This is a genomic window from Pseudomonas alcaligenes, assembly GCF_014490745.1.
Classification (GTDB): Bacteria; Pseudomonadota; Gammaproteobacteria; order Pseudomonadales; family Pseudomonadaceae; genus Aquipseudomonas; species Aquipseudomonas alcaligenes_C.
The window spans coordinates 1,410,247-1,435,119 of sequence record NZ_LZEU01000001.1 but is presented as its reverse complement, the minus strand read 5'-3'; the positions used below and the strand labels follow the sequence as shown (position 1 = coordinate 1,435,119).

Sequence of the window (24,873 nt, the reverse complement as noted above, 5' to 3'; positions counted from 1 at the left end):
GGACTACCCCCTCTCCCTCCGGGAGAGGGCCGGGGTGAGGGGCCGTTGACGGCGACGCAGGCCCCTCCCCCTAACCCTCTCCCAAAGGGAGAGGGAACGAACCCTAGGCTGGGTCACGCTCTCTCGATCCAGCACGAACTCGCAAGACACGAGGAAGCCCGATGAAACACGAATTCGATCTGCGCCTCGGCGCCCTGAAAGCCGCCTACACCGACAGCAGCCTGACCCCGCGCCAGCTGATCCTCGCCCTGCACGCCAAGGCCGCTGCGCTCAACCCGGAATTCAAGCTATTCATCCACCTGCTCAGCGTGGCCGAACTGGAACCCTACCTGGCTGCGCTGGACGGCAAGTCGCCGGCCGAGCTGCCGCTGTTCGGCGTGCCCTTCGCCATCAAGGACAACATCGACCTGGCCGGCGTGCCGACCACCGCCGCCTGCCCAGCCTTTGCCTATGTGCCCGAAACCAGCGCCACCCTGGTCGCCCAGCTGATCGCCCTCGGCGCCGTGCCCATGGGCAAGACCAACCTCGACCAGTTCGCCACCGGCCTTAACGGCACCCGCTCGCCCTATGGCGAATGCCGCAACAGCGTGCACCCGGACTACCCGTCCGGCGGTTCCAGCGCCGGCTCCTCGCTGGCCGTGGCCCTCGGCGTAGCCAGCTTCGCCCTCGGCACCGACACCGCCGGCAGCGGCCGCGTGCCGGCGGCGCTGAACAACCTGGTCGGTCTCAAGGCCACCAAGGGCCTGCTCTCCACCGCCGGCGTGGTGCCGGCATGCCGCACCCTGGACTGCGTCACCTACTTCACCGCCACAGCTCTTGAGGCCAGCCAGTTGCTGGCGCTGACCGCCAAGCGGGATGCCCGCGATGAATACAGCCGTACCAACCCGCTGTGGAACGATGCCAGCGCCTTCGGCAAGCCGCGCACCGGTTTCCGCTTCGGCGTACCGGCGCAGCTGGAGTTCCTCGGCTGCAACGAAAGCCCGGCGCTGTTCGCGCAGAGCATCGAGCAGCTCAAGGCCCTCGGCGGCGAAGCAGTGGAAATCGACTTCGCGCCCTTCCTCGAAGCCGCGCGCCTGCTTTATGAAGGCCCCTGGGTCGCCGAGCGCTACAGCGTCGCCGGCGCGCTGATCGAGCAGCAGCCGGACGCCGTGCTGCCGGTGATCAAGGCCGTGCTGGAAAAGGCGCCAAGCGTCAGCGGCGTCGACACCTTCCGCGCCCAGTACCGCCTGCAGGCACTCAAGGCCATCTGCGACCGCATCCTTGCCGACGTCGACTGCATCCTCACCCCGGCCTACCCGCGCCCGGTGACGCTGGACGAACTGCACGCCGAGCCGGTCAAGCGCAACTCGGATCTGGGCTACTACACCAACTTCATGAACATGCTCGACTACGCCGCAGTCGCGGTGCCGGCCGGCTTTATGGGCAACGGCCTGCCGTGGGGCGTGACCCTGTTCGGCCGCGCCTTCACCGACCAGTACCTGCTCAGCCTGGCCGCCGGCCTGCAGCGCCAGCACGGCCTGCCGCTGGCCGGCGCGCGCACGCTGGATGCGCCAGCCCCGGCCACCGTCGCCCGCAACGATCGCGCCCGCGTGGTGGTGTGCGGTGCGCACCTCGATGGCCTGCCGCTGAACTGGCAACTCAAGCAACGCGGCGGCCGCCTGCTGCAGGCCACCCACAGCTCGCCGGATTACCAGCTGTACGCCCTGGCCGGCGGCCCGCCCTTGCGTCCAGGCATGGTGCGCGTCGCCGAGGGCGGCGTGGCCATCGCCGTGGAGGTCTGGGAACTGCCGAGCGCCGAGCTGGGCTCGTTCCTCACCGGCATCCCCGCACCGCTGGGCCTGGGCAAGGTGCAGCTGGCCGATGGCAGCTGGGAAAGCGGCTTTATCTGCGAGCCGTATGGACTGGCCGGTGCCGAGGACATCACTCGCTTCGGCGGTTGGAAGGCCTACCTGCAGAGCAAGGCCTGAGGCGCTGGCCGCGACCATTTGCCAGCAGGAAATTCCGCGCCGGTCGGTGACGCCGGCCCGCGCGGCACGCTAGCATGGCGCACTCCCACCAGGGCACCTCCTTCATGCCGCTCAGCACGTCCCGCAAGGCTCAAGTCACGCTGCTTCTGTTGCTGATGTTTCTGCTGCTGGGCGGTTTTCTCGCCACCAGCCTGGTCAGCTACTACGCCTCGCGCGACAGCATCCGCCACAACATCGTCAACACCGAGCTGCCGCTGACCTCGGACAATATCTACTCGGAGATCCAGAAGGATCTGATCCGCCCGACACTGATCGCCTCGATGATGTCGCGCGACACCTTCCTGCGCGACTGGGCCCTGGCCGGCGAGCAGAATGCCGAGCCCATGACCCGCTATCTGCGCGAGATCCAGGATCACTACGGCACCTTCACCAGCTTCTTTATCTCGGAACAGACCCACACCTACTACCAGGCCAAGGGCGTGCTCAAGCAGGTGCACGAAGACGTGCTGCGCGATGCCTGGTACTTCCGTGTGCGCAGCATGAGCGAGCCCTACGAGATCAGCGTCGACCCGGACATGGCCAACGGCGACCGCCTGACCTTCTTCATCAACTTCAAGGTGTTCGACTACCAGAACAACTTCATTGGCGTGGCCGGGGTCGGCCTGACCGTGGACGCGGTGGTCAAGCTGGTGGACGACTATCAGCAGCGCTACGGGCGCAGCGTGTACTTCGCCGACGCCAATGGCCGCCTGGTGCTGACCGGTGCCCAGGGCGGCCCGCAGGGGGCCCGCCGCGGCCAGGCGCTGAGCGAGATTACCGGCCTGGACAGCCTGCTGCCCAAGCCGCAGAGCGGCAGCTTCAGCTACCAGGAACATGATCGCAGCCACTTCCTCAACGTACGCTATATCCCCGAGCTGGACTGGTACCTGTTCGTCGACAAGCACGAGGAAGGCGCCCTCGCCGGCATCCGCCACAGCCTCTACCTCAACCTGCTGATCTGCGCCCTGATCAGCAACGTGGTGCTGGCCCTGGTCTACCTGGCCACCCGCCGCTATCAGCAGCGCATCGCCGCCCTGGCCACCACCGACGTGCTCACCGGCCTGCCCAACCGCCGCGGCTTCGACCTGCTGGCCAGCCAGGCCCTGCACGAGGCGCAGCGCAACCAGCACCCGCTGAGTGCCCTGCTGATCGACCTCGACCTGTTCAAGCAGCTCAACGACACCCACGGTCACCTGGCCGGCGACCAGGTGCTGCGCGGCTTCGCGGTGGCCCTGCAGGACAACCTGCGGCAGTCCGACATCATCTGCCGCTGGGGTGGCGAGGAATTCATCCTGCTGCTCAAGGACACCGGCGCCAGTACCGCCCGCCAGTTGGCCGAGAAGATCCGCCAGCAGACCGAGCAGGCCGTGTTCCAGTTCAACGGCGTCAACCTGCGCATCACCACCAGCATCGGCCTGACCGAAGTGCATGGCGAGGACAGCCTCGACCGCCTGATCGCCCGCGCCGACCGCGCCCTGTACCGGGCCAAGCAGTCCGGACGCAACCGCGTCTGCGAAGAGCCCTTCGGGCTGGCGCAATGAGCGATGCGACACGCTGCCCGCGCTGCGGCCAGCTGAACCACTGCGCCCAGGCCGGGCAGGACGCACCGGTGCAGGACTGCTGGTGCTTCCATACCCCGCTCGCGCCCGGCGCCCTCGACGAGCTGCCCGCCGAGTGGCGCGAACAGAGCTGCCTCTGCCCCAACTGCCTGCGCGCCCTGGCCGAGCACGGCCAGCCCGAGTAGTCATGCGCCTCGACCGTTTCCTCAGCAACCTGCCGCGCTTCAGCCGCGCCGATGCGCGCCTGTTGCTGGCCGCCGGGCGCCTGCGGGTGGATGGCCAGACGGTCAGCGATGCTCGCTTCGAGGTGCGCGAGTTCAGCCGCATCGAACTGGACGACGAACTGCTGCAGGCCGGCAAGCCGGCACGCTACTTCATGCTCAACAAGCCGGCCGGCGTGGTCAGCGCCACCGAACACCCCGAGCACCGCACCGTGCTCGACCTGCTCGACGAGCCGGACAAGCACGAGCTGCATATCGGCGGGCGCCTCGACCTGACCACCACCGGCCTGCTGCTCATCACCAACGACGGCCTGTGGTCGCGCCGCCTCACCGAACCACGCAGCCGCCTGGGCAAGGTCTACCGGGTCAGCACCGAACAGCCGATCACCGCCGAGTACGCCGAGGTATTCGCCCGCGGCCTGTACTTCGCCTACGAGAACCTCACCACCCTGCCCGCCGAGCTGCAGATACTGGATGACCACTGCGCCCTGCTGACCCTGCACGAGGGCCGCTACCACCAGGTCAAGCGCATGTTCGGCCACTTCCAGAACAAGGTCATCGGCCTGCACCGCGAACGCATGGGCCCGCTGGCTCTCGACCCCGCCCTGCGCCCCGGCGAATACCGCCCGCTCAGCACCGCGGAAATCGCTCTGGTCTGAGGCATAGACCGTCCGGCAGAAGATCGGCGCGCAGCCGCACGACTGACTTGCATCGGTAACACAAGCCTGCTTGAATCCACTCAACGGTCTTTATGTGACCGATAAGTCTCACAAAACATCTAAGAAGCTTTTTTCCAGATCGAAGGCGCCACGGCGCCGCAAACGGGTCTGCCCACATCGAGCCTGACTGGTCGATGCCCCGGATCGGAAAAACACCCCGCCGCTAACAACAATCGTCGGCCAGCCAGTACCCGCCGACCAAGGCCCCGTTATCCAGGCATATGCCTACCTGTCTACGCTCGCGCAGCCGAACCATTGCGGCTGCGCGCCCGCAACGCCGTACTCAGGGGCATGCAAGATGAAAGCAGAAACCGCTGTGCTGGATATTCAGGGGCAATACCGCGTTTATACGGAGTTCTATCGCGCCGACAGCGCCGAGCAGACCATCATCCTGGTCAATGGCTCGCTGTCGACCACGGCATCCTTCGCGCAGACGGTGCGTTATCTCCACCCCCACTTCAACGTGGTGCTGTTCGACCTGCCCTATGCCGGGCAGTCGCGCGAACACAATCAACACACCCGCTTCATGAGCCGCGAAGAGGAAGCCGACATCCTCCTCGAGCTGGTCGAGCACTTCGCCTGCGACATCGTGCTGTCGTTCTCCTGGGGCGGCATCGCGACCCTGCAAGCCCTGGCCCGTAAACCGCGGCGAATCAAACGCGCGGTGATCAACTCGTTCTCGCCCATCGTCAACTCGGCCATGCTCGGCTACCTGCGCAGCGGCCTGATCGTCATGCGCGAGTACGACCGTGAAAGCATCGGCATGGTGCTCAACGGCACTATTGGCAAACACCTGCCGTCACTGTTCAAACGCTACAACCACCGGCATGTCACCGGGCTGGAGCGCTACGAATACGACCAGATGAGCTTCCACGTGGAAAACGTGCTGAACAACGGCGGCCGTTCGTGCATCAGCTTCGCCGGGCAGATTGAAATTCCGCTGCTATTCGTCAACGGCGAGTGGGACGAATACACCACCGCGCAGGATGCCCGCATGTTCACCCAGCATGTACAGCACTGCGAATTTCGCACCATCGGCCAGGCCGGCCACTTCCTCGACATGGAACACAAGGCCGCCTGGCTGCAAACCCGCGACGCCCTGCTGGCCTTCCTGCTGCCACCGCTCGGCAGCCGCCAGCGCCAGGCCGCGGTTCTGGAAGACAGCGCCCTGGTCGGTTGAACCGGCGCACCGGCAGCGGCCCGCCCCGCTGCTGCCGGCTGGCGCTCGCCAGGCACAGCGGCTTTTTCTTGCGCTGCGGCTTCACCTGCACAGGCGATTCTGGTACAAAGTCCCCCGCAAAAGCGGGTGTCGTATAATGGCATTACTCCAGCTTCCCAAGCTGATAACGAGGGTTCGATTCCCTTCACCCGCTCCAGAATCCCAAAGCAAAAAGCCCTGCACCTGCAGGGCTTTTTGCTTTCTGCCCCTATCTAGTCCAGCGAAAAATCTGGCCGCCACGCCTACCTCTTCGGCCCCCCGCTCGACCGCCTACACGGCTGCTAGCCCAGAAGATGGCCGATAGCCAGCCAGAAACGTGAAACAAATCACGCTTTAGCCGGGCAACATATGTCGAATCCGTCACAAAGCTTGGTACGCTCATCTAAACCCACACAGGAGGTTTCCGATGAAGGAACAACGGAAGTTTCTCGCGCTGCGTCAACACATCGAAGGGCTGCTGCAGGACGGAGCGGTGATAGTCGCCCGTGAGCCGTTCACCCTGCGCATCAGCGGGCACCTGTTCCGCGTGCAGCACGGCATGCTGATCGGCAATTCGGCCGCCGCCTAGCCGCCCGCCACTCCAAACGAACGTCCCGAAGCCCTGCCCTGCAGGGCTTCTGCTTTCTGGCGCAGCAGCGGCACCATTCGTCCAGAATCTGCACAACGCCTGAACTTGCCGGACTAGAGCGGTCGGAATCACTTTCGACAGACAAGGCAAGCGCCCACCATGCTCGACCTGACGACCTGGAACCTCAGCGTTCCCGCCACTTCCTCGGCCACCCTGATCAGCACCGAACGTCTCAATGCCGGCTACAGCAGCCAGTACTTCCGCCCCCAGGGCAGCAGCGTGGTCTTCTGGGTGCCGGTCAACGGCTCGCGTACCGCCAGCGCCCGCTACCCGCGTAGCGAACTGCGCGAGACTCACCGCGACGGCACGCTGCACAACTGGTACTACGACGACGCCGACAACATCCTCAGCGCCGTGCTGTCGGTGCAGCAGGTGCCGAGCAAGAACAAGCTGGTGATCGGCCAGATCCACAGCAAGGACGAACCGGGCAGTGCCAACGATCCCCTGCTCAAGCTGCAGTATCACTATGTGAACGGCACGGGCCGGATCGAGGCGCTGCTGCGCAAGCAGCCGGGCGACAGTGATGTGCAGAACATCACCCTGGTCGAGAACGTCACGCTCGACGAGCGCTTCAGCTACCAGCTGCGCATCACCCGCAGCGGACGCCTGGGCATCCGTATCGACAGCGACGATGACAACGGCTCCTACTACCGCCAGCTGAGCAGCAGCTGGGGCCGGCAGCAGCTGTACTTCAAGGCCGGCGCCTATGTGCAGGACAACTACGGCGCGGCCAGCGAAGGCGGCCGCGTGACCTTCTACCATCTCAACACCCTGCACCGGGTGGACTGAGCGAAGACGGCCCTCAGCCCAGCAACTGGCTGAGTACCGCGCGCAGCTTGCCTGGCTTGAGCGGTTTGTTGAGCAACGGGATGTTGCGGTGCTGCAGCTCGCTGAGGCAGCGCTCGCTGCGGTCGGCGGTGATCATCACCACCGGAATGTCGCGGCTGAAGTGCTGACACAGCCCCTGCACCACTTCGCAGCCGGTCACCCCGTCGTCCAGGTGGTAGTCGGCGAGTATCACCTCCGGCGCCTGGCCTTGCAGCACGGCCAGGGCCTGGGTCTGATCCTGCGCAGTGAGCACCTGGCAGCCCCACTGGCCGAGCAGCGCGGCCATGCTCTCGAGAATGCTCGGCTCGTTGTCCAGCACCAGCAGACGCCGCCCCGGCAGCGGATCGCCAAGACTCGGCTCGGCCCGCTCGGTCTTGACCGGCAGCTCGCTGGTGGCGGCCAGCGGCACCTCGAGGGCGAACACCGAGCCGCGCCCCGGTCGCGAGCGCACCTCGACCCGGCAGCCGAGGATGGTAGCGATGCGCTCGACAATCGCCAGGCCCAGTCCCACGCCCTTGCGCTCCTGGCCGCGCGCCAGCTCCAGCTGCTTGAACTCCTGGAAGATCGCCTGCAGCTGGTCGGCCGGAATGCCCTGGCCGCTGTCCCACACCTCCAGGCGCACATGCTCGCCGCGCCGGCGGGCGGCCAGCAGCACGCCGCCCTCGCGGGTGTAGCGACAGGCATTGCTCAAGAGGTTGCGCAGGATGCGTGAGAGCAGGCGCAGGTCGGTGCGCACCGCCAGCGCCGGAGCGTGCAGGCGCAGACGCAGACGCAGGCCGGCAGCCTCGGCCACCGGCTGGAACTCCGAGGCCAGCGGCGCCAGCAGTTCATCGAGGCGGTATACCGCCGGATCGGGGCGTACGGCGGCCTGATCCAGACGGGAAATATCCAGCAGGTCGGCCAGCAGCTCCTCGGCGCCTTCCAGGGCATGGTGCGCGCGCTCCACCAGGGTCAGTTCGGCGTCGGGCAGGCACCGCTCGCGCAGGGTGGAGATCAGCAGGCGCGCGGCATTCAGCGGCTGCAGCAGGTCGTGGCTGGCAGCGGCGAGGAACTTGTCCTTACTGTGGTTGGCCTCCTGCGCCGCATCGCGGGCCTGGCGCAACTCCTCGGTGCGGCCGACCACCCGTTGTTCCAGCTCGTCGTTGAGCTGTTGCAGGCGCTGCTGGGCCTGCTTGCGCTCGCTGATATCGGCGACGAAACCCTCGAACAGCCCCGGCTCGTCCGGCTTGACCAGCAGGTTCATGATCACCGTGATGGTGCTGCCGTCGCGCCGCCGTAGGCAGGTCTCGTAGCCCAGCAGGCTGCCCTGACGCTCCAGGGTGGCGCGGATCTGCTGCATCTCGGCGCGGCCGGCAACGAACAGCTGCTCGGCCAGGTCGCTCAGGCTCCATGGCATCTGCTGCGCATCGGCATAGCCGAGCATGCGCGCCAGCGCCGGGTTGGCGGCCTGCAGGCCCTCGCCCAGGCTGGCCTGGAAGATGCCGTGCACGGCGTTCTCGAACAGCCATTTGTAGCGGTTGCGCTCGGTTTCCAGCTCTTCCAGGCGCGCCAGCAGTTCCGGGTAGTGGCTCTTGCGTACCGACTGGCTGCCCAGGCCGAGCAGGCCGGCCAGGGCCTCGTTGCGGCTGTCAGAGGGCTTCGGCATACACCACCTCGACATCCCGCTGGCTGGATTGCCGCGGGTTGGTGAGGATGCAGGGGTCTTCCATGGCGTGGCGCGAGAGGAACGGGATATCGGCCAGGCTGACGCCCTGCCCGCCCAGGTGTTCGGTGAAACCGACTGCGCGCTTGAAGCCGATCAGGTGCTGCACCAGGCGCTCGCGCATCTGGTTGCTGGTGAGGCCGCGACAATCGATGCCGAACGTCTCGGCAATCACCTTGAAGCGCTCCGGCGCGGCGCTGTAGTTGAACGCCACCACGTGTTCGACCAGCGCCGCGTTGCACAGGCCGTGGGGCAGGTCGAGGAAGCCGCCGAGGCTGTGGCTCATGGCATGCACGGCGCCGAGAATGGCATTGGAGAAGGCCAGCCCGGCCTGCATGCTACCGAGCATGATCTTCTCGCGCAGGACGATGTCCGTCGGGTTGGCGATCATCTGCACCAGGTTGCCGTTGATCAGGCGCATGGCCTCCAGCGCATGGCTGTCGGTGAGCGGCCCGCTGCCGGTGGAAACGAAGGCCTCAATGGCATGCACCAGGGCGTCGATGCCGGTACAGGCGGAGAGGAACGGATCCATGCTCAGGGTGGTTTCCGGGTCGATCAGCGACACATCGGGCACCACCGCCTTGCTGACGATGGAGAACTTCATGCGCTCCTGCTGGTTGGAGATGATCACGAACTGCGAGACATCCGCCGAGGTACCGGCGGTAGTGGGAATCAGGATCAGCGGCGGGCTGGGCACGCGGATGGTGTCCACGCCCTCGAACTCGAGGATACTGCGGCCGTGGGCAACCACGATGCCGATGCCCTTGGCGCAATCCATCGGGCTGCCGCCGCCGACCGCGACTATCACGTTGCAACCCTCGCTGCGGTACAGCTCGGCGCCCTGCATCACCTCCTCCACCCGCGGGTTGGGCGAGACCTGGGTATACAGGCAGTAGTCCAGATCATTGGCCTGCAGGCTGGCCTCGACATCGGCCACCCAACCGGCGGCCTGCACACCGGGGTCGGACACCACCAGCACCTTGCGCGCGCCGAAGTTGCTGGCGTAGTTGCCGACGCTATGCCGACTGCCGGCGCCGAAGATGATCTCCGGGGAGACGAATTTGCGCAGAGCGCTCAGGGGTTGGCTCATGACCACAGCCTGCATTGTTGTTATTGGCGATGATTCCAGCCTACTGAAATCCCCCACCTTTGCAATGCGACCTTGGCCCCATGGGGAAGCGGCGTCCGGCCTGGGCTGCCGCGCTCAGGTCGAGGCCAGCAGCGCGCAGTAGAAATGCCACTCGCGCTGCAGCGCCTCGGCCAGGTGCACGGCCTGGCGAAAGCCGTGACCTTCGTCGGCGAACAGGCAGTACTCCACCGCCACGCCGTTGTCGCGCAGGGCCGCCACCATGGCTTCGGTCTGCTGCGGCACCACCACGGCATCGCGCCCGCCCTGGAAGAAGATCACCGGCACGCGGATACGCCCGGCCTGCTGCAGCGGTGTGCGCTCGCGGTAGCGAGCGGGGTGCCGTTGCGGGTCGCCAAGCAGCCAGTCGAGGTAGTCCGCCTCGAACTTGTGGGTAACCCGGCGCAGCGCCAGCGGGTCGCTGACCCCGTACAGGCTGGCGCCGCCGCGCAGGCCGGGTAGCCGGGCCAGGGCGCACAGCGCGCTGTAGCCACCGGCACTGGCGCCGCGCACGAACACCCGCGCCGGGTCGATGTGCCCGGCTGCCGCCAGGTGCGCGATGGCGGCGCGGATATCCTCCACCTCGATCTGCCCCCAGCTTTCCTGCAGGCGCAGCCGGTAGGCCCGGCCGAAGCCACTGCTGCCACGGTAGTTGAGGTCGGCCACGGCAAAACCGCGCTGCGTCCAGAACGGGATGCGTGCATCGAACACCGGGTAGCAGGCCGACGTCGGCCCGCCATGCAGGAACACCAGCAGCGGCGGGTTGGGCTCGCCGCCCTGGGCGGCGTAGAAGTAGCCATGGGCAGTTTCGCCGGCACCGCTGGGGTAGCTGAAGGCCGCGGGCAACGACAGCTGCGCGGGCGCCAGCGGCTCCTCGCCGCCGGCAAGAACCTGCACCTGGCCGCTATCCCGGGCTATCGCCAGTACCGCCGGCAAGCGCTGCGGCGAACCGGCGATGCAGTAGAAATGCCCGGCATCCGCCGCCAGGGCGCGGAAGCGGCGGAACTCGCCGGCCAGGCGGCGCTCGCCACCATCGGGCAGGTATTCCACCAGCACAGCGTCGCCCTGCTCGCTGCGGCTGGCCAGCAAGCCGCCCGACTCCAGTGCAAGGAAGCTGCGCCCGCCCAGCTGCCAGGGTGCCGGTGCATGGTCGTGGGGTGGCATCAGCGGGCTACTGGCGCCCGGCTCGCACAGCCAGGGCTGCCACCAGCCCTGGCGATCGGAAATCACCCACAGCCGGCCCTGAGCATCGAAGCGCGGCTGCTGCAGGGATTCGCCGCCCGCACTGCCGGCCAGGCATTCGCTACGCCCCCAGTCCTGCCCGTCGAACTGGCGCTGGTACAGGCGGGTGGTCGTCCACGGCAGGTGCGGGCGTTGCCACTCGATCCACACCAGGCGCCTGGCCTGTGCATCGACAGTCGGTGCGGCATAGAAGTCGGCGCCCTCCACCAGCACCCGGCGGCGCCCATCCAGGCCCAGGCGCACGATGCGGTGCAGCACTGCGCCTTCCTCGCGGCTTTCCTCCACGGCCAGCAGCGCCTGCCAGGCAGCGACGAAAGCCAGGTCGCCATAGCGGCAACCGGGGCGCCCGCCGAGCGCCTGCGGGCTACTGCCGGGCGCCAGTTCGAGGTGGTAGACCTGCTGATCCGCCTCGTTGACGAAAGCCACGCCCGTGGCGGTCGGGCAACAGGCGCCACCGCCGTACTCGTAGACCTTGCTGCGCACCGAGAAGCCGGGCGGCGTCAGCTCGCGGCGCTGGCCGACGTGCCACCACAGCAGCGCACAGCGCGCCTGAACGGGATCGAACTCGACCCACAGCAGGCCGCCATGGGCGGCATGCAGCTCGGCGAAATCACGCGCAGCCGCGGCGGCCTGGGAAGCCGACCAGGATGGCTCGAGCGCGTCATGGCTACCCATGCCGGCATCAGGCCTTGCAGATGATCCGCGAGGCTTTTTCATTGCGGAACGTCAGGCTCTCCAGCCCCAGCGGTGCGTGCTCGGCCTCCTCGCGCGCGGCGAGAATCTGGCCGTGGTGCGCCGACTTGCTGCACACCGGGTCGGCGTTGCTGGCATCGCCGGTGAGCAGGAAGGCCTGGCAGCGGCAGCCGCCGAAGTCCTTGGCCTTCTCGTCGCAGCTGCGGCAGGGCTCGGGCATCCAGTCATCGCCACGGAAGCGGTTGAAGCCGAAGGAGTCGTACCAGATATGGCGCAGGTCGTGCTCGCGCACATTGGGGAACTGCACCGGCAGCTGGCGCGCGCTGTGGCACGGCAGCGCGGTGCCATCCGGGGTGACGTCGAGGAACAGGTTGCCCCAGCCGTTCATGCAGGCCTTGGGGCGCTCCTCGTAGTAGTCGGGGGTGACGAAGATCAGCTTGCACGGATGATTCTGCGCCGCCAGCCTGGCCCGATACTCGTTGGTGATGCGTTCGGCACGCTCCAGCTGCGCCTTGCTCGGCAGCAGGCCGGCGCGGTTGAGCTGGGCCCAGCCGTAGAACTGACAGGTGGCCAGCTCGACGAAGTCGGCTTCTAGCTCCAGGCACAGCTCGATGATCTGCTCGATGCGGTCGATGTTGTGCCGGTGGGTGACGAAGTTGAGCACCATCGGGTAGCCGTGGGCCTTCACCGCACGGGCCATGGCGACCTTCTGCGCATAGGCCTTGCCGCTGCCGGCGAGCAGGTTGTTGAGCTCCTCGTCGGCGGCCTGGAAGCTGATCTGGATATGATCCAGCCCGGCCTCGGCAAAGGCCGCCACCTTGGCTTCGGTGAGGCCGATGCCGGAGGTGATCAGGTTGGTGTAGTAGCCCAGCTCGCGGGCCGCGTGGATCAGCTCCGGCAAGTCCTGGCGCACCAGCGGCTCGCCACCGGAAAAGCCCAGCTGGGCGGCGCCCAGTTCTCGGGCCTGGCGAAATACCTCGATCCATTCGGCCGTGGACAGCTCCTCGCCCTGGCGGGCGAAGTCCAGCGGGTTGGAGCAGTACGGGCACTGCAGCGGGCAACGGTAGGTCAGCTCGGCCAGCAGCCAGAACGGCGGGCCGGGCTCATGCCCGGGCTTACTGAAGCTCGATCCAGAACTGTGCATGGGCCACCTCGAGAAACGCCAGGATGTCTTCGTCGATACCCGGGATTTCCGGGAAGCGTCCCTGCAGGTCGGCGATGATGGTCGCCACGCAGCGCCGGCCGTCCACTTCGCGCAGGATCTCGCCGGCGCTGTCGTTGAGCTTGATCATGCCCTCCGGGTAGAGCAGCACGTGGCAGCCCTGCACCGGCTCGAACTGCAGACGGAAGCCGCGGCGGATGCTCGGCACTTTGAGCAGGATGCAATCGTTCAAGGTCGAGTCTCCGTCAGCGGCACGCGGCGGTGCCTCGGCAGGCCCGGGCAGCGGGCGGCGAGTGGTGTCGGCGAGCACGGCAGTCATAGCGCGATCCCCCGGTGCCAGACCCGTTCGCGGGTCACTGTGTGGTAGGGCGGGCGTTCCAGCTCGTAGGCCATGCTCATGGCGTCGAGCATGCTCCACAGTACGTCGAGCTTGAATTGCAGGATTTCCAGCATGCGTTCCTGGGCCTCGCGGGTGCGGTAGTGCTCGAGGGTGATGCGCAGGCCATGCTCGACATCGCGGCGCGCTTCCTTGAGGCGCTTGCGGAAGTAGTCGTAGCCGGCCGGATCGATCCACGGGTAGTGCTGCGGCCAGCTGTCCAGGCGCGACTGGTGGATCTGCGGGGCGAACAGCTCGGTCAGCGAGCTGCTGGCCGCTTCCTGCCAGCTGGCGCGGCGGGCGAAGTTGACGTAGGCATCCACGGCGAAGCGCACCCCGGGCAGCACCAGCTCCTGCGACAGCACCTGCTCACGCTGCAGGCCGACTGCCTCGGCCAGGCGCAGCCAGGCCTCGATGCCGCCCTCCTCACCTGGGGCGCCATCGTGATCCTGGATGCGCTGGATCCACTCGCGGCGGGTGTCGCGATCAGGGCAGTTGGCCAGGATCGCAGCATCCTTGAGCGGGATGTTCACCTGGTAGTAGAAGCGGTTAGCCACCCAGCCCTGGATCTGCTCGCGGCTGGCGCGGCCCTGGTACATGGCGACATGGAACGGGTGGTGAATGTGATAGCAGGCGCCCTTGGCACGCAGGGCCTGCTCGAATTCGCTGGGGCTCATGGCTGTCTGGTTCATCGTCTTCTCCGCCGGGTACCGGGCTTGCGCCTGGCTCATCCGGTCTAGGTTCTGCTGCGCGCGGCCAGTGCGGCCCCGCATGCCCTACAACTCGATGCTCATGCCATCGAAGGCGACCTCGATGCCACGCGCACTCAGCTCGGCGCGCTCGGCCGAGTTCTCGTCGAGGATCGGGTTGGTGTTGTTGATGTGGATCAGCACCTTGCGCGCCGGCAGGCCGTCGAGCACCGCGAGCATGCCGCCGGCGCCGCTCTGCGGCAGGTGGCCGAGGGCGCTGCCGAGCTGGCTGCCGACTTCGCAGCGGATCATTTCGTCGTCCTGCCAGAAGGTACCGTCCACCAGCAGGCAGTCGGCGCTGGCCATGCGTGCCCGCAGCGCCTCGTCTACCCGGCCCAGGCCGGGGGCGTAGAACAGCGTGCCGCCAGTGTTGAGGTCGCGCACCAGCAGGCCGATGTTGTCGCCGGGGCGCGGGTCGTTGCGGTGCGGCGAATAGGGCGGCGCCGCGCTGTCCAGCGGCAGCGGGGTGAACAGCAGGTTCGGACAGGCCGGGACGATGAAGCTGCCGGTCAGGTCGATCGGCTGCCAGTGCAGGCCGCCGCCCGGCCAGTGGCGTAGCATGTTGAACAGCGGAAAGCCGCTGCTCAGATCCTGGTAGACCATCTGCGTGCACCAGACCTGGTGCGGGCAGCCTTCGCGCAGGCTGAGCAGGCCGGTGGTGTGGTCGATCTGGCTGTCCAGCAGGATCACCGCGGCGATGCCGCTGTCACGCACGGCGCGGGCCGGCTGCAGGGGGGCGAAGCCATCGATCTGCGCGCGGATATCCGGCGAGGCGTTGCACAGGATCCAGTGCACGCCGTCATCGGACAGGGCAATCGACGACTGGGTGCGCGGCCGCGCCTTCAGGCTGCCGCTGCGCAGCCCGTGGCAGTTGCGGCAATTGCAGTTCCACTGGGGGAAACCGCCGCCAGCGGCGGAGCCGAGAATCTGTATGTACATGGCGAGGTACCGACGGAAGGCCCCGGCAGAACCGGGGCACGGGGCTCAGCGATTGGCGAAGTAGAGGGTCACTTCGAAACCAATGCGCAGGTCGGTGAAGGCGGGTTTAGTCCACATCGCAACTTCCTCTTGTTATGCCGCCGGGGCATTCCGGCAACTCCATTAAGCCCCCGGACGGCAGGCGGCCAAATGGTACTTTGGGAGTAGATTGCGCTGACCTTGGTAGGCCCGCAGGCTTCTGTACGCCGTGCGCATCCGGACAGCAGAAGCCGCTGCGCGCGCTGCCCCCAGGGGAATTCCGGGTAAAAAAAAGCGCGACCCATGGGCCGCGCCGATGACGATCCGTCGACGGGTAAACGCTGCCAGCGAACCGCGCATGCGCCGCTCGCCGGCCGCCCAGTGCAGCCTGCCGACCGATCCGCACAGTCCCTGTGCACGATGAAAAAAAGGCTGCGGACAGTGCCAGGCACCGACCGCAGCCAAGGTCGATCAGAAGAAGCCGAGCGGGTTGATGTCGTAGCTGATCAGCAGGTTCTTGGTCTGCTGGTAGTGGTCGAGCATCATCTTGTGGGTCTCGCGACCGACACCGGACTTCTTGTAGCCGCCGAACGCGGCGTGCGCCGGGTACAGGTGGTAGCAGTTGGTCCACACGCGGCCGGCCTTGATCCCGCGGCCCATGCGGTAGGCACGGTTGATGTCGCGGGTCCACACGCCGGCGCCCAGGCCGAACTCGGTGTCGTTGGCGATGGCCAGGGCCTCGGCCTCGTCCTTGAAGGTGGTGACGCCGACCACCGGGCCGAAGATCTCTTCCTGGAACACGCGCATCTTGTTGTGGCCCTTGAGCAGGGTCGGCTGGATGTAATAGCCGCTGGCCAGATCGCCGGCCAGGCGCTCGGAGTTGCCGCCGGCGAGCAGCTGTGCGCCTTCCTGCTGGGCGATGTCGAGGTAGGAGAGGATCTTCTCGTACTGCTGCTGGGACGCCTGGGCACCGACCATGGTTTCGGTGTCCAGCGGGTTGCCGCGCTTGATCGCCTTGATCTTCTTCTGCACCTCGAGCATGAAGGGTTCGAAGATCGACTCCTGCACCAGTGCGCGCGACGGGCAGGTGCACACCTCGCCCTGGTTGAAGAAGGCCAGCACCAGGCCTTCGGCGGCTTTCTCGATGAACGCCGGCTCGGCGCGCATGATGTCCTCGAAGAAGATGTTGGGGCTCTTGCCGCCCAGCTCGACCGTGCTCGGGATGATGTTCTCGGCCGCGCAACGCATGATGTGCGAGCCCACCGGGGTGGAGCCGGTGAAGGCGATCTTGGCGATGCGCGTGCTGGTGGCCAGGGCCTGGCCGGCTTCGCGGCCGAAGCCCTGGACGATGTTGAGTACACCCGGCGGCAGCAGGTCGCCGATCAGCTCGGCCAGCACCATGATCGACAGCGGGGTCTGCTCGGCCGGCTTGAGTACCACGCAGTTGCCGGCGGCCAGGGCCGGGGCCAGCTTCCAGGCGGCCATCAGCAGCGGGAAGTTCCACGGGATGATCTGCCCGACCACGCCCAGCGGCTCGTGGAAGTGGTAGGCAGCGGTGTTGTCGTCGATCTCCGCGGCGCTGCCTTCCTGGGCACGGATGCAGCCGGCGAAGTAGCGGAAGTGGTCGGCGGCCAGCGGCACGTCGGCGTTCAGCGTCTCGCGCACGGCCTTGCCGTTGTCCCAGGTCTCGGCCACGGCCAGGGCTTCGAGGTTGGCCTCGATGCGGTCGGCAATCTTCAGCAGCACCAGCGAGCGAGCCTGCACCGAAGTGCGACCCCAGGCATCGGCGGCAGCATGGGCGGCATCCAGGGCCTTCTCGACATCTTCGGCCGTGGAGCGCGGGAACTCGGCGATCACCTGGCCGTTGACCGGCGAGGTGTTGGTGAAATATTCGCCCTTGAGCGGCGCCACGAATTCGCCGCCGATGAAGTTGCCATAGCGCGGTTTGAAGGACACCACAGCACCTGGGGTTCCGGGTTGTGCATAGATCATGATGGGCCTCTCTTCTACTGTTGGAGCCTGCACCGGGCATGGGACAGGTCATGGTCGAATCTTTGCAGCCGCTCTGCGGCGCGGGTATGCGCCCAAGGGCCAGAAGCGCTCCTCATTTGGTAGTAGATGTTTGGAAGCGGTGCGCCGGCGGTCGCGCCGTTGACCCTAGCCCATCCCGCACTGGCTCGCCGCGCAGCGCCTGCTGCGGCTTGTAGCCCAGGCGCAAGCCGCCCCAGTGGCGGCCGCGGATATGGATCGGCACCGACAGGTCGTGCATCAGCTCGCCGGTGTCGCGGGTGTAGGTCTGCAGCAGCAGCGGCTGCTGGTGGCTGCCGCAGCGGATGCCAGTGCGATCGTTGAACAGGCGCTTGCTGCGACTGGCCGCCATGTCGCGCTGGCGGTCGCCCGTGGGCGGCGCGCTGAACGCCTGGTTGTGGGTCGGCACATAGCCTTCGGCGGTGCAGGCGATGGCGAACACCAGGCCCTCGTGGCCGCTCAGCAGGGGCTCCTGGATGGCCGGCAGGACGCGGTCGGTGTAGGCATCGAAGCGTGTGCGGTACTTGCTCGGGAAGGTGCCGGGCTGCTCCTGGTAGTGGCGGTCGAACAGATCGTCGAGGCTGACCTTCCCGCTATCGAGATCCTTCTCGAACTGCGCGGCAATCGCTGCGGCACCATCGCGGGCCAGGTCATAGGCGCGCTGGTGGTAGTCGTCCAGGGCCACGCTGCTGAGTCGTTCGCTGATCTGCTCGGCCTGCCCTTCCAGGCGCTCGGCCGCGGCGCCCAGGCGGCGGGTGTCGGCCTCGCTGTCGAGCAGTTCGACGCGCATCTGCTCGACGGCGGCGAACAGGCTGCCCAGCTGCTCGCGATTGACCTCGGTGCCACGGGCGATTTCGCCGAGCTGGCTTTCCACCCCCTGCGCCAGCCCGGCGATATGCTCCAGGCTGCTGCCGGCCTGCTCGGCGGTGCCGACCCCGGCCGTCAGATCCACGGCCAGCTGGCGGATCTGCTCGACCACGGCGGCGGTCTGGCGCTGGATCTCGCCGACCATCTGGCCGACCTCCTCGGTGGCGCTGGCGGTGCGCCCGGCCAGCCCGCGCACCTCGTCGGCGACCACCGCGAAACCGCGCCCGTACTCGCCGGCCCGCGCCGCCTCGATGGCCGCGTTGAGCGCCAGCAGATTGGTCTGGCTGGCAATCGCCTGGATCACCTGGGTAACCCGCTGGATATCCTCGCTGCGCTGACTGAGGGCCTCGATCAGCTCGCGGCTGGCACTGGCCCGCTCGCTCAGCTGGTGCATGCGCTGGATGCTCTGCTGCACCACCTGGCGCCCGTCGTCGCTGCTGTGGCGCACCGCGCAGGCAGCCGCCAGGGCCTGCTGGCCGAGCACGCGGGTCTGCTCCTCGGTGGCGATCATCACTTCGGCGCTGGCCACTATGCTGGCCGCACCCTGCAGTTGCGAGGCCTGGCGCGCGGCCAGCTGCTTCACCGCATAGGCCACCTCGGCGGCCGACAGGGCATTGTGCGTGGTGGTCTGCGACAGCTCGCGGCTGAGCCCGGCCAGCGCCTCGTCGGCCGTGCTTGCCGGCTCCGGCGAGCGCCGCCCACGAAGCAGCGCCGGCAGGCCGAGCAACAGGATCAGCAGCGGCACGCAGGCGGCCAGCGCCAGCCAGCCACGCGGTTGCCAGTACAGCAGCAGAAGCAGCCCGAGCAACTGGAGCAGGCCGGGCAGCAGGGAAAGCCATCGTTGGGCGAACATCGCGCACCTCGCATCGGGCCACTGCAGACGTCGGCCCTGTTCTGGTTGTCGCAGCATTAGGCGCCGCGCCGCAGCGGCGGGCCATGGTGCCTTGGTCGTAGACGGCCGCTTTGGCCGGGGCACAAACGAACAAGCCGGCGCGTGGCCGGCTTGTGCGTGTCAGGTGCGATCAGCGCTTGGCGATGGCATCTGCCTTGGGCAGCTTGAAGGTCCAGATCATCCCGCCCTGATCCAGATCCTTGATCCGCTTGGCCACTTCGCCGCCCCACAGCGGTACCGCACCACCCCAGCCGGACAGCACGGTGACGTACTGCTCGCCGTCCATTTCCCAGGTGATCGGCGAGGCGATCACGCCCGAGCCGGTGTTGAACTGGTAGAGCTTCTTGCCGCTCTTGGCGTCGAAGGCCATCAGGTAGCCTTCCGGGTTGCCGGTGAATACCAGGTTGCCCTTGGTCGCCAGCACTCCACCCCACAGCGGTGCGTAGTTCTTGTAGCGCCAGACTTCCTTGCCGCTCTTCGGATCGATGGCGCGCAACACGCCGATGTAGTCCTCGTTCAGCGGCTTGATGGTGAAGCCGGCGCCGAGGTAGGCCGCGCCCTTCTTGTAGGCCACGCCCTCGTTCCACATGTCCATGCCCCACTCGTTGGACGGCACGTAGAACAGCCCGGTGTCCTGGCTGTAGGCCATGGGCATCCAGTTCTTGCCACCGAGGAAGGACGGTGCGACGAACACCGAGCTGCCCTTCTTCTCGGCGCCCGGTGCGCCAGGACGATGGGTCGGGTCGTAGATCGGCCGGCCGTCCTTGTCCAGGCCCTTGGCCCAGGTGATCTTGTCGACGAAGGGGAAGCCACGGATGAACTTGCCGTTGGTGCGGTCGAGCACGTAGAAGAAGCCGTTACGATCGGCAGTGGCCGCGGCCTGCACGGTCTTGCCGCCGTCCTGGTAGTCGAACGACACCAGTTCGTTGACGCCGTCGTAGTCCCAGCCGTCGTGCGGGGTGGTCTGGAAGTGCCACTTGATCGAGCCGTCTTCCGGATTCAGCGCCAGGCGCGAGGAGGAGAACAGGTTGTCGCCGGGACGCAGGTGCGAGTTCCACGGCGACGGGTTGCCGGTGCCGAAGAACAGCGAATCGGTGGTCGGGTCATAGAAGCCGCCCAGCCAGGGTGCCGCGCCGCCGGTTTTCCACAGATCGCCCGGCCAGGTCTTGCCCGGGGCGCCGCCGGAGATGCCGTTCTCCACGGCCTTGCCATCCTTGTAGACATAGCCCATGTGGCCTTCCACGGTCGGCCGGGTCCACAGCAGCTCGCCATTCTGCGGGTCGTAGGCCTCGATCTTGCCGACCACGCCGAACTCGCCGCCGGCCACGCCGGTGATCAGTTTGCCCTTGGCGATCAGCGGCGCCGCGGAGATGGAGTAACCAGCCTTGTAGTCGGCCACGGTCTTCTTCCACACCACCTTGCCGGTGTCCTTGTTCAGTGCCACTAGCTTGGCGTCGAGGGTGCCGAAGATCACCAGGTCGCCGTAGAGGGCCACGCCGCGGTTGATCACGTCGCAGCACGGCATGATGCCGTCGGGCAGGCGCGCATCGTATTGCCAGAGTTTCTTGCCGGTACGCGCATCGGCCGCGAACACCCGCGAGTAGGAGGCGGTGACATAGATCACGCCATCCTTGATCATCGGCTGGGCCTGCTGGCCGCGCTGCTTCTCGCCACCGAAGGACAGCGCCCAGACCGGCCGCAGTTCCTGCACGTTGCTGCTGTTCAGGGTATCCAGGGTGCTGTAGCGCTGGCCCTGCTGGTTGATACCGTTGACCACCACCTGATCGGTGCGCTTGCCACTGGCGCTGATGTCTTCATCGCTGACCGCGGCATGGGCCGACAGGCTGGCCAGGCTCATCGCGGCAAACAGCGCCGTGCAAACGAAAGGCTGGGTGAGACCGTTGTGTTTCATTGCGGCTACCTCTACGGGCTTGTTGTTGTGCCCGGGAAATTTTCCCGGTCTGCCGCAGATTCTTGGTTCGCCGCGCCTGCTCAACAATTGACCGCAGTGCCGAATTCCATACTCCCTTGGTAGCAATACCCCGCCGCGCAACATGCCACCCGGCATGCGCCTCCACCGCGTGACCGAAGACCTAAGTGCCGGCCAGCCGCCCCCAAGGGCGCATGGCGACAGGCGGCGCACCTCCGTACAACGGCACTCCCCCACGCACAAGGAGTGCCCCATGCTTCGCCCGCTTGCCTGCCTGCTGCTCGCCGCCCTCTGCGGCCTGCCGGCCCACGCCGCCCCCAGCCTGAAGATCGGCCTCAACTACCCGCGCACCGGCAACTACAAGGACGAGGGCCTGGAGCTGCGCCGCGGTGCCCTGCTCGCCGTCGCCGATATCAACCGCAGCGGCGGCGTGCTCGGCCAGCCGCTGGAACTGCTCAGCGCCAATACCGCCTCGCGTGCCGAGCAGGCTCGTGACAACGTCGATCGCCTGGTCGCCCAGGGCGCGCGCATGGTGTTTGGCGGCGCCACCAGCGAAGAGGCCATCGCCGCCGGCCAGCGCGCCCGCGAGCTGGGTCTGCTGTACTTCGCCACCCTCAGCTATGCCAACGACGTCACCGGCCTCAACGGCCACCGCTACCTGTTCCGCGAATCCAACAGTGCCTGGATGAGCGCCCGCGTACTCGGCGAATACCTCAGCTGGCACATGCCGCGCCGGCACTACTACTACATCAGCATCGACGACGCCTGGGGCCGCAGCATGGAAGACGCCCTGCGCCGCGCCACCGGCAGCACCGACCGCGCCCGCCACGGCCACAGCAACCTGCCCAGCGGCCTGGTGCGCCACGAGCAGTACCGCCAGGCCCTGGAAAAGGCCGCCGCCAGCAAGGCCGACGTCCTGGTGCTGGTTCTGCTCGGCGACAACCTGCAGCGCAGCATGCGCATGCTGCACAACATGCAGCTGCACAAGCAGGTACAGGTGATAGTGCCCAACCTGACCAAGAGCGTGGTGCAGCAGGCCGGCCCGGTCGTGATGGAAGGCGTGATCGGCACCCTGGCCTGGACCTGGGATCTGCCCCGGCAGGACAACAACCCTATCGGCCAGGACTTCGTCGAGCGCTACATCGCCGAGTACCAGGAGTACCCCGGCAGCACCACCGCCTCGGCCTACGCCATCGTCCGCCAGTGGGCCGACGCCGTGCAGCGCAGCCGCAGCCGCAGCCTGAACAGCGAACAGCTGATCGGCGCCCTGGAGGATCACAGCTACAGCCTGCTCAAGGACGAACAGCAGTGGCGCGCCTTCGACCACCAGAACGTGCAGAGCATCTATGCCGTGCGTGTGCGCAGCCGCGCCGAAGTGATGCGCGATCCCTACAAGCAGGACTACTTCGAAGTCATCCACCGCATGGCCGGCGAACAGGCCGCGCCGAGCCTGGACGACTGGCAGCAGGAACGCGGCGACAACCTGACCCTGCAATAGTCTCGCCCCGCCTTTGTAGGGTGCGCCGTGCGCGCCCTACGCAGAGCTCTGGCGCCCGATTGCCACCCACCCTCGCGCCCGTACCTTGCCACCAGCCACATGACCGCTCGCAGGTTCGGGCAGGACTTTCCCCGGAAAACCCGGATAATGGCGGCCATTTTGTTTCGCGCGCCGGTACTGCCCCATGGAAATCAAGGTCAACTTTCTCGACAACCTCCGTCTCGAAGCCAAGTTCGATGACTTCACGGTGATCGCCGACCAGCCCATCCGCTACAAGGGCGATGGCTCGGCACCGGGGCCGTTCGACTATTTCCTGGCGTCCTCGGCGCTGTGTGCGGCCTACTTCGTCAAGCTGTACTGCCAAACGCGCAATATCCCCACGGAAAACATCCGCCTGTCGCAGAACAACATCGTCGACCCGGAAGACCGCTACAAGCAGATCTTCAAGATCCAGGTCGAGCTGCCGGCGGACATCTCCGACAAGGATCGCCTGGGCATCCTGCGCTCCATCGACCGCTGCACGGTGAAGAAGGTGGTGCAGACCGGCCCCGACTTCATCATCGAGGAGGTCGACAACCTCGACGCCGATGCCCAGGCCCTGCTGATGCCGGCGCTGACCGAAGGCGAAGGCACGCGCATCCTCGGCAAGGATCTGCCCCTCGAAGAAACCATCGCCAACATGTCGGCCATCCTCGCCGGCCTGGGCATGAAGATCGAGATCGCCTCCTGGCGCAATATCGTGCCCAACGTCTGGTCGCTGCATATCCGCGATGCGCAGTCGCCGCTGTGCTTCACCAACGGCAAGGGCGCGACCAAGGAAAGTGCGCTGGCCTCGGCGCTGGGCGAGTTCATCGAGCGACTGAACTGCAACTTCTTCTACAACGACCAGTTCTGGGGCGAGGAGATCGCCAATGCCGACTTCGTCCACTACCCCAACGAGCAGTGGTTCAAGCCGGGGCCGAAGGACGCGCTGCCGGAGGAAATCCTCGACGAGCATTGCCTGGCCATCTACAACCCGGAGGGCGAGCTGCGCGGCTCGCACCTGTACGACACCAACTCCGGCAACAAGGCGCGCGGCATCTGCTCGCTGCCGTTCGTGCGCCAGTCCGACGGCGAGGTGGTGTACTTCCCCAGCAACCTGATCGAAAACCTCTACCTCAGTAACGGCATGAGCGCCGGCAACACCCTGGCCGAAGCGCAGGTGCAGTGCCTGTCGGAAATCTTCGAGCGCGCGGTCAAGCGCGAGATTCTCGAAGAGGAACTGGCCCTACCGGACGTGCCGCAGGAGGTGCTGGCCAAGTACCCCGGCATCGTCGCCGGCATCCAGGGTCTGGAAGCCCAGGGCTTCCCGGTGCTGGTCAAGGATGCCTCGCTGGGCGGCGAATTCCCGGTGATGTGCGTGACCCTGATGAACCCGCGCACCGGCGGCGTGTTCGCCTCGTTCGGCGCGCACCCCAGCTTCGAGGTGGCGCTGGAGCGCAGCCTCACCGAGCTGCTCCAGGGCCGCAGCTTCGAGGGCCTCAACGACTTGCCGCAGCCGACCTTCGACAGCCTGGCGCTGACCGAACCGAACAACTTCGTCGAGCACTTCATCGACTCCAGCGGCGTGGTGTCGTGGCGCTTCTTCAGCGCCAAGGCCGACTACGAATTCGTCGAGTGGGACTTCTCCGGCCAGGGTGAAGACTCCAACAGCCAGGAAGCCGCCACCCTGTTCGGCATCCTCGAGGATCTCGGCAAGGAAGTGTACGTAGCGACCTACGACGACCTCGGTGCCAATGCCTGCCGCATCCTGGTGCCCGGTTACTCGGAGATCTATCCGGTGGAAGACCTGGTCTGGGACAACACCAACAAGGCCCTGCTGTTCCGCGCCGACATCCTCAACCTGCACAGCCTGGACAACCGCGGTCTGAAATCCCTGCTGCGCAACCTGGAGAACAGCGAGGTCGATGACTACACCACTATCGCCACGCTGATCGGCATCGAGTTCGACGACAACACGGTGTGGGGCCAGTTGACCATTCTCGAGCTGAAGCTGCTGATCCACCTGGCGCTGAAGAAATACGACGAGTCCAAGGAGCTGGTGGAGATGTTCCTGCAGTACAACGACAACACCGTCGAGCGCGGCCTGTTCTACCAGGCAGTGAACGCGGTGCTGGAAGTGCAACTGGACGACGAGCTGGAGCTGGCCGACTACGAGACCAACTTCCGCCGCATGTTCGGCAACGAGCGGATGGACGCGGCGATCGGCTCGGTGGACGGCAGCGTGCGCTTCCATGGCCTGACGCCGACCAGCATGAAACTGGAAGGCCTCGACAAGCACCTGCGCCTGATCGACAGCTACAAGAAGCTGCACGCAGCTCGGGCCAAAGCGGCGGCCCGCTGATCGTGCCATTCAGGGAGAGAACAACCCGCGCATCGACACGCGGGTTTCACCCGCCCTACGCACTGCACTAACCCCCTTCAGCCCGAGC

At 66.6% G+C, this 24,873-nt stretch carries 20 protein-coding genes and 1 tRNA gene; 10 read left to right on the top strand and 11 right to left on the bottom strand.

Annotated elements, in window-relative coordinates:
- The first annotated feature begins 161 nt into the window (after positions 1-161).
- The 8 genes from atzF (at position 162) to A9179_RS06405 (ending at position 7,141) form a co-directional block, all read left to right on the top strand.
- Complete coding sequence (gene atzF / locus A9179_RS06440) at positions 162-1,967, top strand: allophanate hydrolase (protein ID WP_187805005.1); 1,806 nt, start codon at positions 162-164, stop codon at positions 1,965-1,967.
- 104 nt (positions 1,968-2,071) lie between these two features.
- On the top strand, positions 2,072-3,547 hold the full coding sequence (locus A9179_RS06435; RefSeq protein WP_187808519.1) for a sensor domain-containing diguanylate cyclase: 1,476 nt from the start codon (positions 2,072-2,074) through the stop codon (positions 3,545-3,547).
- Positions 3,544-3,750, top strand: a complete 207-nt coding sequence (locus A9179_RS06430; protein ID WP_187805004.1) for a cysteine-rich CWC family protein — start codon at positions 3,544-3,546, stop codon at positions 3,748-3,750. Before A9179_RS06435 ends, A9179_RS06430 begins: the two co-directional genes overlap by 4 nt.
- A 2-nt stretch (positions 3,751-3,752) precedes the next feature.
- Complete coding sequence (locus A9179_RS06425) at positions 3,753-4,445, top strand: pseudouridine synthase (protein ID WP_187805003.1); 693 nt, start codon at positions 3,753-3,755, stop codon at positions 4,443-4,445.
- Between the two features lie 358 nt (positions 4,446-4,803).
- Positions 4,804-5,685: an alpha/beta fold hydrolase gene (locus A9179_RS06420; RefSeq protein ID WP_187805002.1), complete on the top strand. Its 882-nt coding sequence runs from the start codon at positions 4,804-4,806 to the stop codon at positions 5,683-5,685.
- Positions 5,686-5,807: 122 nt separating this feature from the next.
- Positions 5,808-5,881 (top strand) — tRNA-Gly (locus A9179_RS06415).
- Positions 5,882-6,130: 249 nt separating this feature from the next.
- The gene (locus tag A9179_RS06410; protein ID WP_187805001.1) at positions 6,131-6,292 is read left to right on the top strand and encodes a hypothetical protein; all 162 of its coding nucleotides are present in this window, start codon (positions 6,131-6,133) and stop codon (positions 6,290-6,292) included.
- A gap of 159 nt (positions 6,293-6,451) precedes the next feature.
- Positions 6,452-7,141 (top strand): polysaccharide lyase family 7 protein, encoded by a 690-nt coding sequence (locus A9179_RS06405; RefSeq protein ID WP_187805000.1) that lies wholly within the window; start codon positions 6,452-6,454, stop codon positions 7,139-7,141.
- 13 nt (positions 7,142-7,154) lie between these two features.
- Here A9179_RS06405 and A9179_RS06400 read toward each other — a convergent pair whose 3' ends face one another.
- From A9179_RS06400 to A9179_RS06350, 11 genes are all read right to left on the bottom strand, one after another.
- Positions 7,155-8,825, bottom strand: coding sequence for a PAS domain-containing hybrid sensor histidine kinase/response regulator (locus A9179_RS06400; RefSeq protein ID WP_187804999.1), 1,671 nt, complete (start codon positions 8,823-8,825; stop codon positions 7,155-7,157).
- Positions 8,809-9,972, bottom strand: coding sequence for an alcohol dehydrogenase-like regulatory protein ErcA (ercA, locus tag A9179_RS06395; protein WP_187804998.1), 1,164 nt, complete (start codon positions 9,970-9,972; stop codon positions 8,809-8,811). The genes A9179_RS06400 and ercA overlap by 17 nt, the downstream gene beginning before the upstream one ends.
- A 114-nt stretch (positions 9,973-10,086) precedes the next feature.
- The gene (locus tag A9179_RS06390; protein ID WP_262410540.1) at positions 10,087-11,925 is read right to left on the bottom strand and encodes an alpha/beta hydrolase family protein; all 1,839 of its coding nucleotides are present in this window, start codon (positions 11,923-11,925) and stop codon (positions 10,087-10,089) included.
- A gap of 7 nt (positions 11,926-11,932) precedes the next feature.
- Complete coding sequence (gene pqqE / locus A9179_RS06385) at positions 11,933-13,087, bottom strand: pyrroloquinoline quinone biosynthesis protein PqqE (RefSeq protein WP_187804996.1); 1,155 nt, start codon at positions 13,085-13,087, stop codon at positions 11,933-11,935.
- Positions 13,059-13,337: a pyrroloquinoline quinone biosynthesis peptide chaperone PqqD gene (pqqD, locus tag A9179_RS06380; protein WP_262410676.1), complete on the bottom strand. Its 279-nt coding sequence runs from the start codon at positions 13,335-13,337 to the stop codon at positions 13,059-13,061. The genes pqqE and pqqD overlap by 29 nt, the downstream gene beginning before the upstream one ends.
- 83 nt (positions 13,338-13,420) lie before the next feature.
- Positions 13,421-14,173 carry a pyrroloquinoline-quinone synthase PqqC gene (gene pqqC, locus A9179_RS06375; protein WP_187804994.1) on the bottom strand — a complete coding sequence of 251 codons (753 nt, stop codon included), beginning with the start codon at positions 14,171-14,173 and terminating at the stop codon, positions 13,421-13,423.
- A gap of 84 nt (positions 14,174-14,257) precedes the next feature.
- Positions 14,258-15,169: a pyrroloquinoline quinone biosynthesis protein PqqB gene (gene pqqB / locus A9179_RS06370; protein WP_187804993.1), complete on the bottom strand. Its 912-nt coding sequence runs from the start codon at positions 15,167-15,169 to the stop codon at positions 14,258-14,260.
- 45 nt (positions 15,170-15,214) lie between these two features.
- Complete coding sequence (gene pqqA / locus A9179_RS06365) at positions 15,215-15,286, bottom strand: pyrroloquinoline quinone precursor peptide PqqA (protein WP_072432761.1); 72 nt, start codon at positions 15,284-15,286, stop codon at positions 15,215-15,217.
- 372 nt (positions 15,287-15,658) lie between these two features.
- Complete coding sequence (gene exaC, locus A9179_RS06360; protein WP_187804992.1) at positions 15,659-17,179, bottom strand: acetaldehyde dehydrogenase ExaC; 1,521 nt, start codon at positions 17,177-17,179, stop codon at positions 15,659-15,661.
- 112 nt (positions 17,180-17,291) lie between these two features.
- Positions 17,292-18,935, bottom strand: a complete 1,644-nt coding sequence (locus A9179_RS06355; RefSeq protein WP_187804991.1) for a methyl-accepting chemotaxis protein — start codon at positions 18,933-18,935, stop codon at positions 17,292-17,294.
- A 169-nt stretch (positions 18,936-19,104) separates the two neighbouring features.
- Positions 19,105-20,886 (bottom strand): methanol/ethanol family PQQ-dependent dehydrogenase, encoded by a 1,782-nt coding sequence (locus A9179_RS06350; RefSeq protein WP_187804990.1) that lies wholly within the window; start codon positions 20,884-20,886, stop codon positions 19,105-19,107.
- Between the two features lie 271 nt (positions 20,887-21,157).
- On the opposite strand from A9179_RS06350, the gene A9179_RS06345 reads away from it, so the two are divergent.
- A complete protein-coding gene (locus A9179_RS06345; RefSeq protein WP_187804989.1) occupies positions 21,158-22,402 on the top strand; it encodes an ABC transporter substrate-binding protein in 1,245 nt (414 codons plus the stop codon).
- A gap of 184 nt (positions 22,403-22,586) precedes the next feature.
- The gene (locus A9179_RS06340) at positions 22,587-24,785 is read left to right on the top strand and encodes an OsmC domain/YcaO domain-containing protein (protein WP_187804988.1); all 2,199 of its coding nucleotides are present in this window, start codon (positions 22,587-22,589) and stop codon (positions 24,783-24,785) included.
- Positions 24,786-24,873 lie beyond the last annotated feature (88 nt).

Coding starts and splice junctions, on each gene's coding strand:
- atzF (WP_187805005.1), top strand. CDS start 162: ATGAAACACGAATTCGATCTGCGCCTCGGCGCCCTGAAAGCCGCCTAC.
- A9179_RS06435 (WP_187808519.1), top strand. CDS start 2,072: ATGCCGCTCAGCACGTCCCGCAAGGCTCAAGTCACGCTGCTTCTGTTG.
- A9179_RS06430 (WP_187805004.1), top strand. CDS start 3,544: ATGAGCGATGCGACACGCTGCCCGCGCTGCGGCCAGCTGAACCACTGC.
- A9179_RS06425 (WP_187805003.1), top strand. CDS start 3,753: ATGCGCCTCGACCGTTTCCTCAGCAACCTGCCGCGCTTCAGCCGCGCC.
- A9179_RS06420 (WP_187805002.1), top strand. CDS start 4,804: ATGAAAGCAGAAACCGCTGTGCTGGATATTCAGGGGCAATACCGCGTT.
- A9179_RS06410 (WP_187805001.1), top strand. CDS start 6,131: ATGAAGGAACAACGGAAGTTTCTCGCGCTGCGTCAACACATCGAAGGG.
- A9179_RS06405 (WP_187805000.1), top strand. CDS start 6,452: ATGCTCGACCTGACGACCTGGAACCTCAGCGTTCCCGCCACTTCCTCG.
- A9179_RS06400 (WP_187804999.1), bottom strand. CDS start 8,825: ATGCCGAAGCCCTCTGACAGCCGCAACGAGGCCCTGGCCGGCCTGCTC.
- ercA (WP_187804998.1), bottom strand. CDS start 9,972: ATGAGCCAACCCCTGAGCGCTCTGCGCAAATTCGTCTCCCCGGAGATC.
- A9179_RS06390 (WP_262410540.1), bottom strand. CDS start 11,925: ATGGGTAGCCATGACGCGCTCGAGCCATCCTGGTCGGCTTCCCAGGCC.
- pqqE (WP_187804996.1), bottom strand. CDS start 13,087: ATGCACAGTTCTGGATCGAGCTTCAGTAAGCCCGGGCATGAGCCCGGC.
- pqqC (WP_187804994.1), bottom strand. CDS start 14,173: ATGAACCAGACAGCCATGAGCCCCAGCGAATTCGAGCAGGCCCTGCGT.
- pqqB (WP_187804993.1), bottom strand. CDS start 15,169: ATGTACATACAGATTCTCGGCTCCGCCGCTGGCGGCGGTTTCCCCCAG.
- exaC (WP_187804992.1), bottom strand. CDS start 17,179: ATGATCTATGCACAACCCGGAACCCCAGGTGCTGTGGTGTCCTTCAAA.
- A9179_RS06355 (WP_187804991.1), bottom strand. CDS start 18,935: ATGTTCGCCCAACGATGGCTTTCCCTGCTGCCCGGCCTGCTCCAGTTG.
- A9179_RS06350 (WP_187804990.1), bottom strand. CDS start 20,886: ATGAAACACAACGGTCTCACCCAGCCTTTCGTTTGCACGGCGCTGTTT.
- A9179_RS06345 (WP_187804989.1), top strand. CDS start 21,158: ATGCTTCGCCCGCTTGCCTGCCTGCTGCTCGCCGCCCTCTGCGGCCTG.
- A9179_RS06340 (WP_187804988.1), top strand. CDS start 22,587: ATGGAAATCAAGGTCAACTTTCTCGACAACCTCCGTCTCGAAGCCAAG.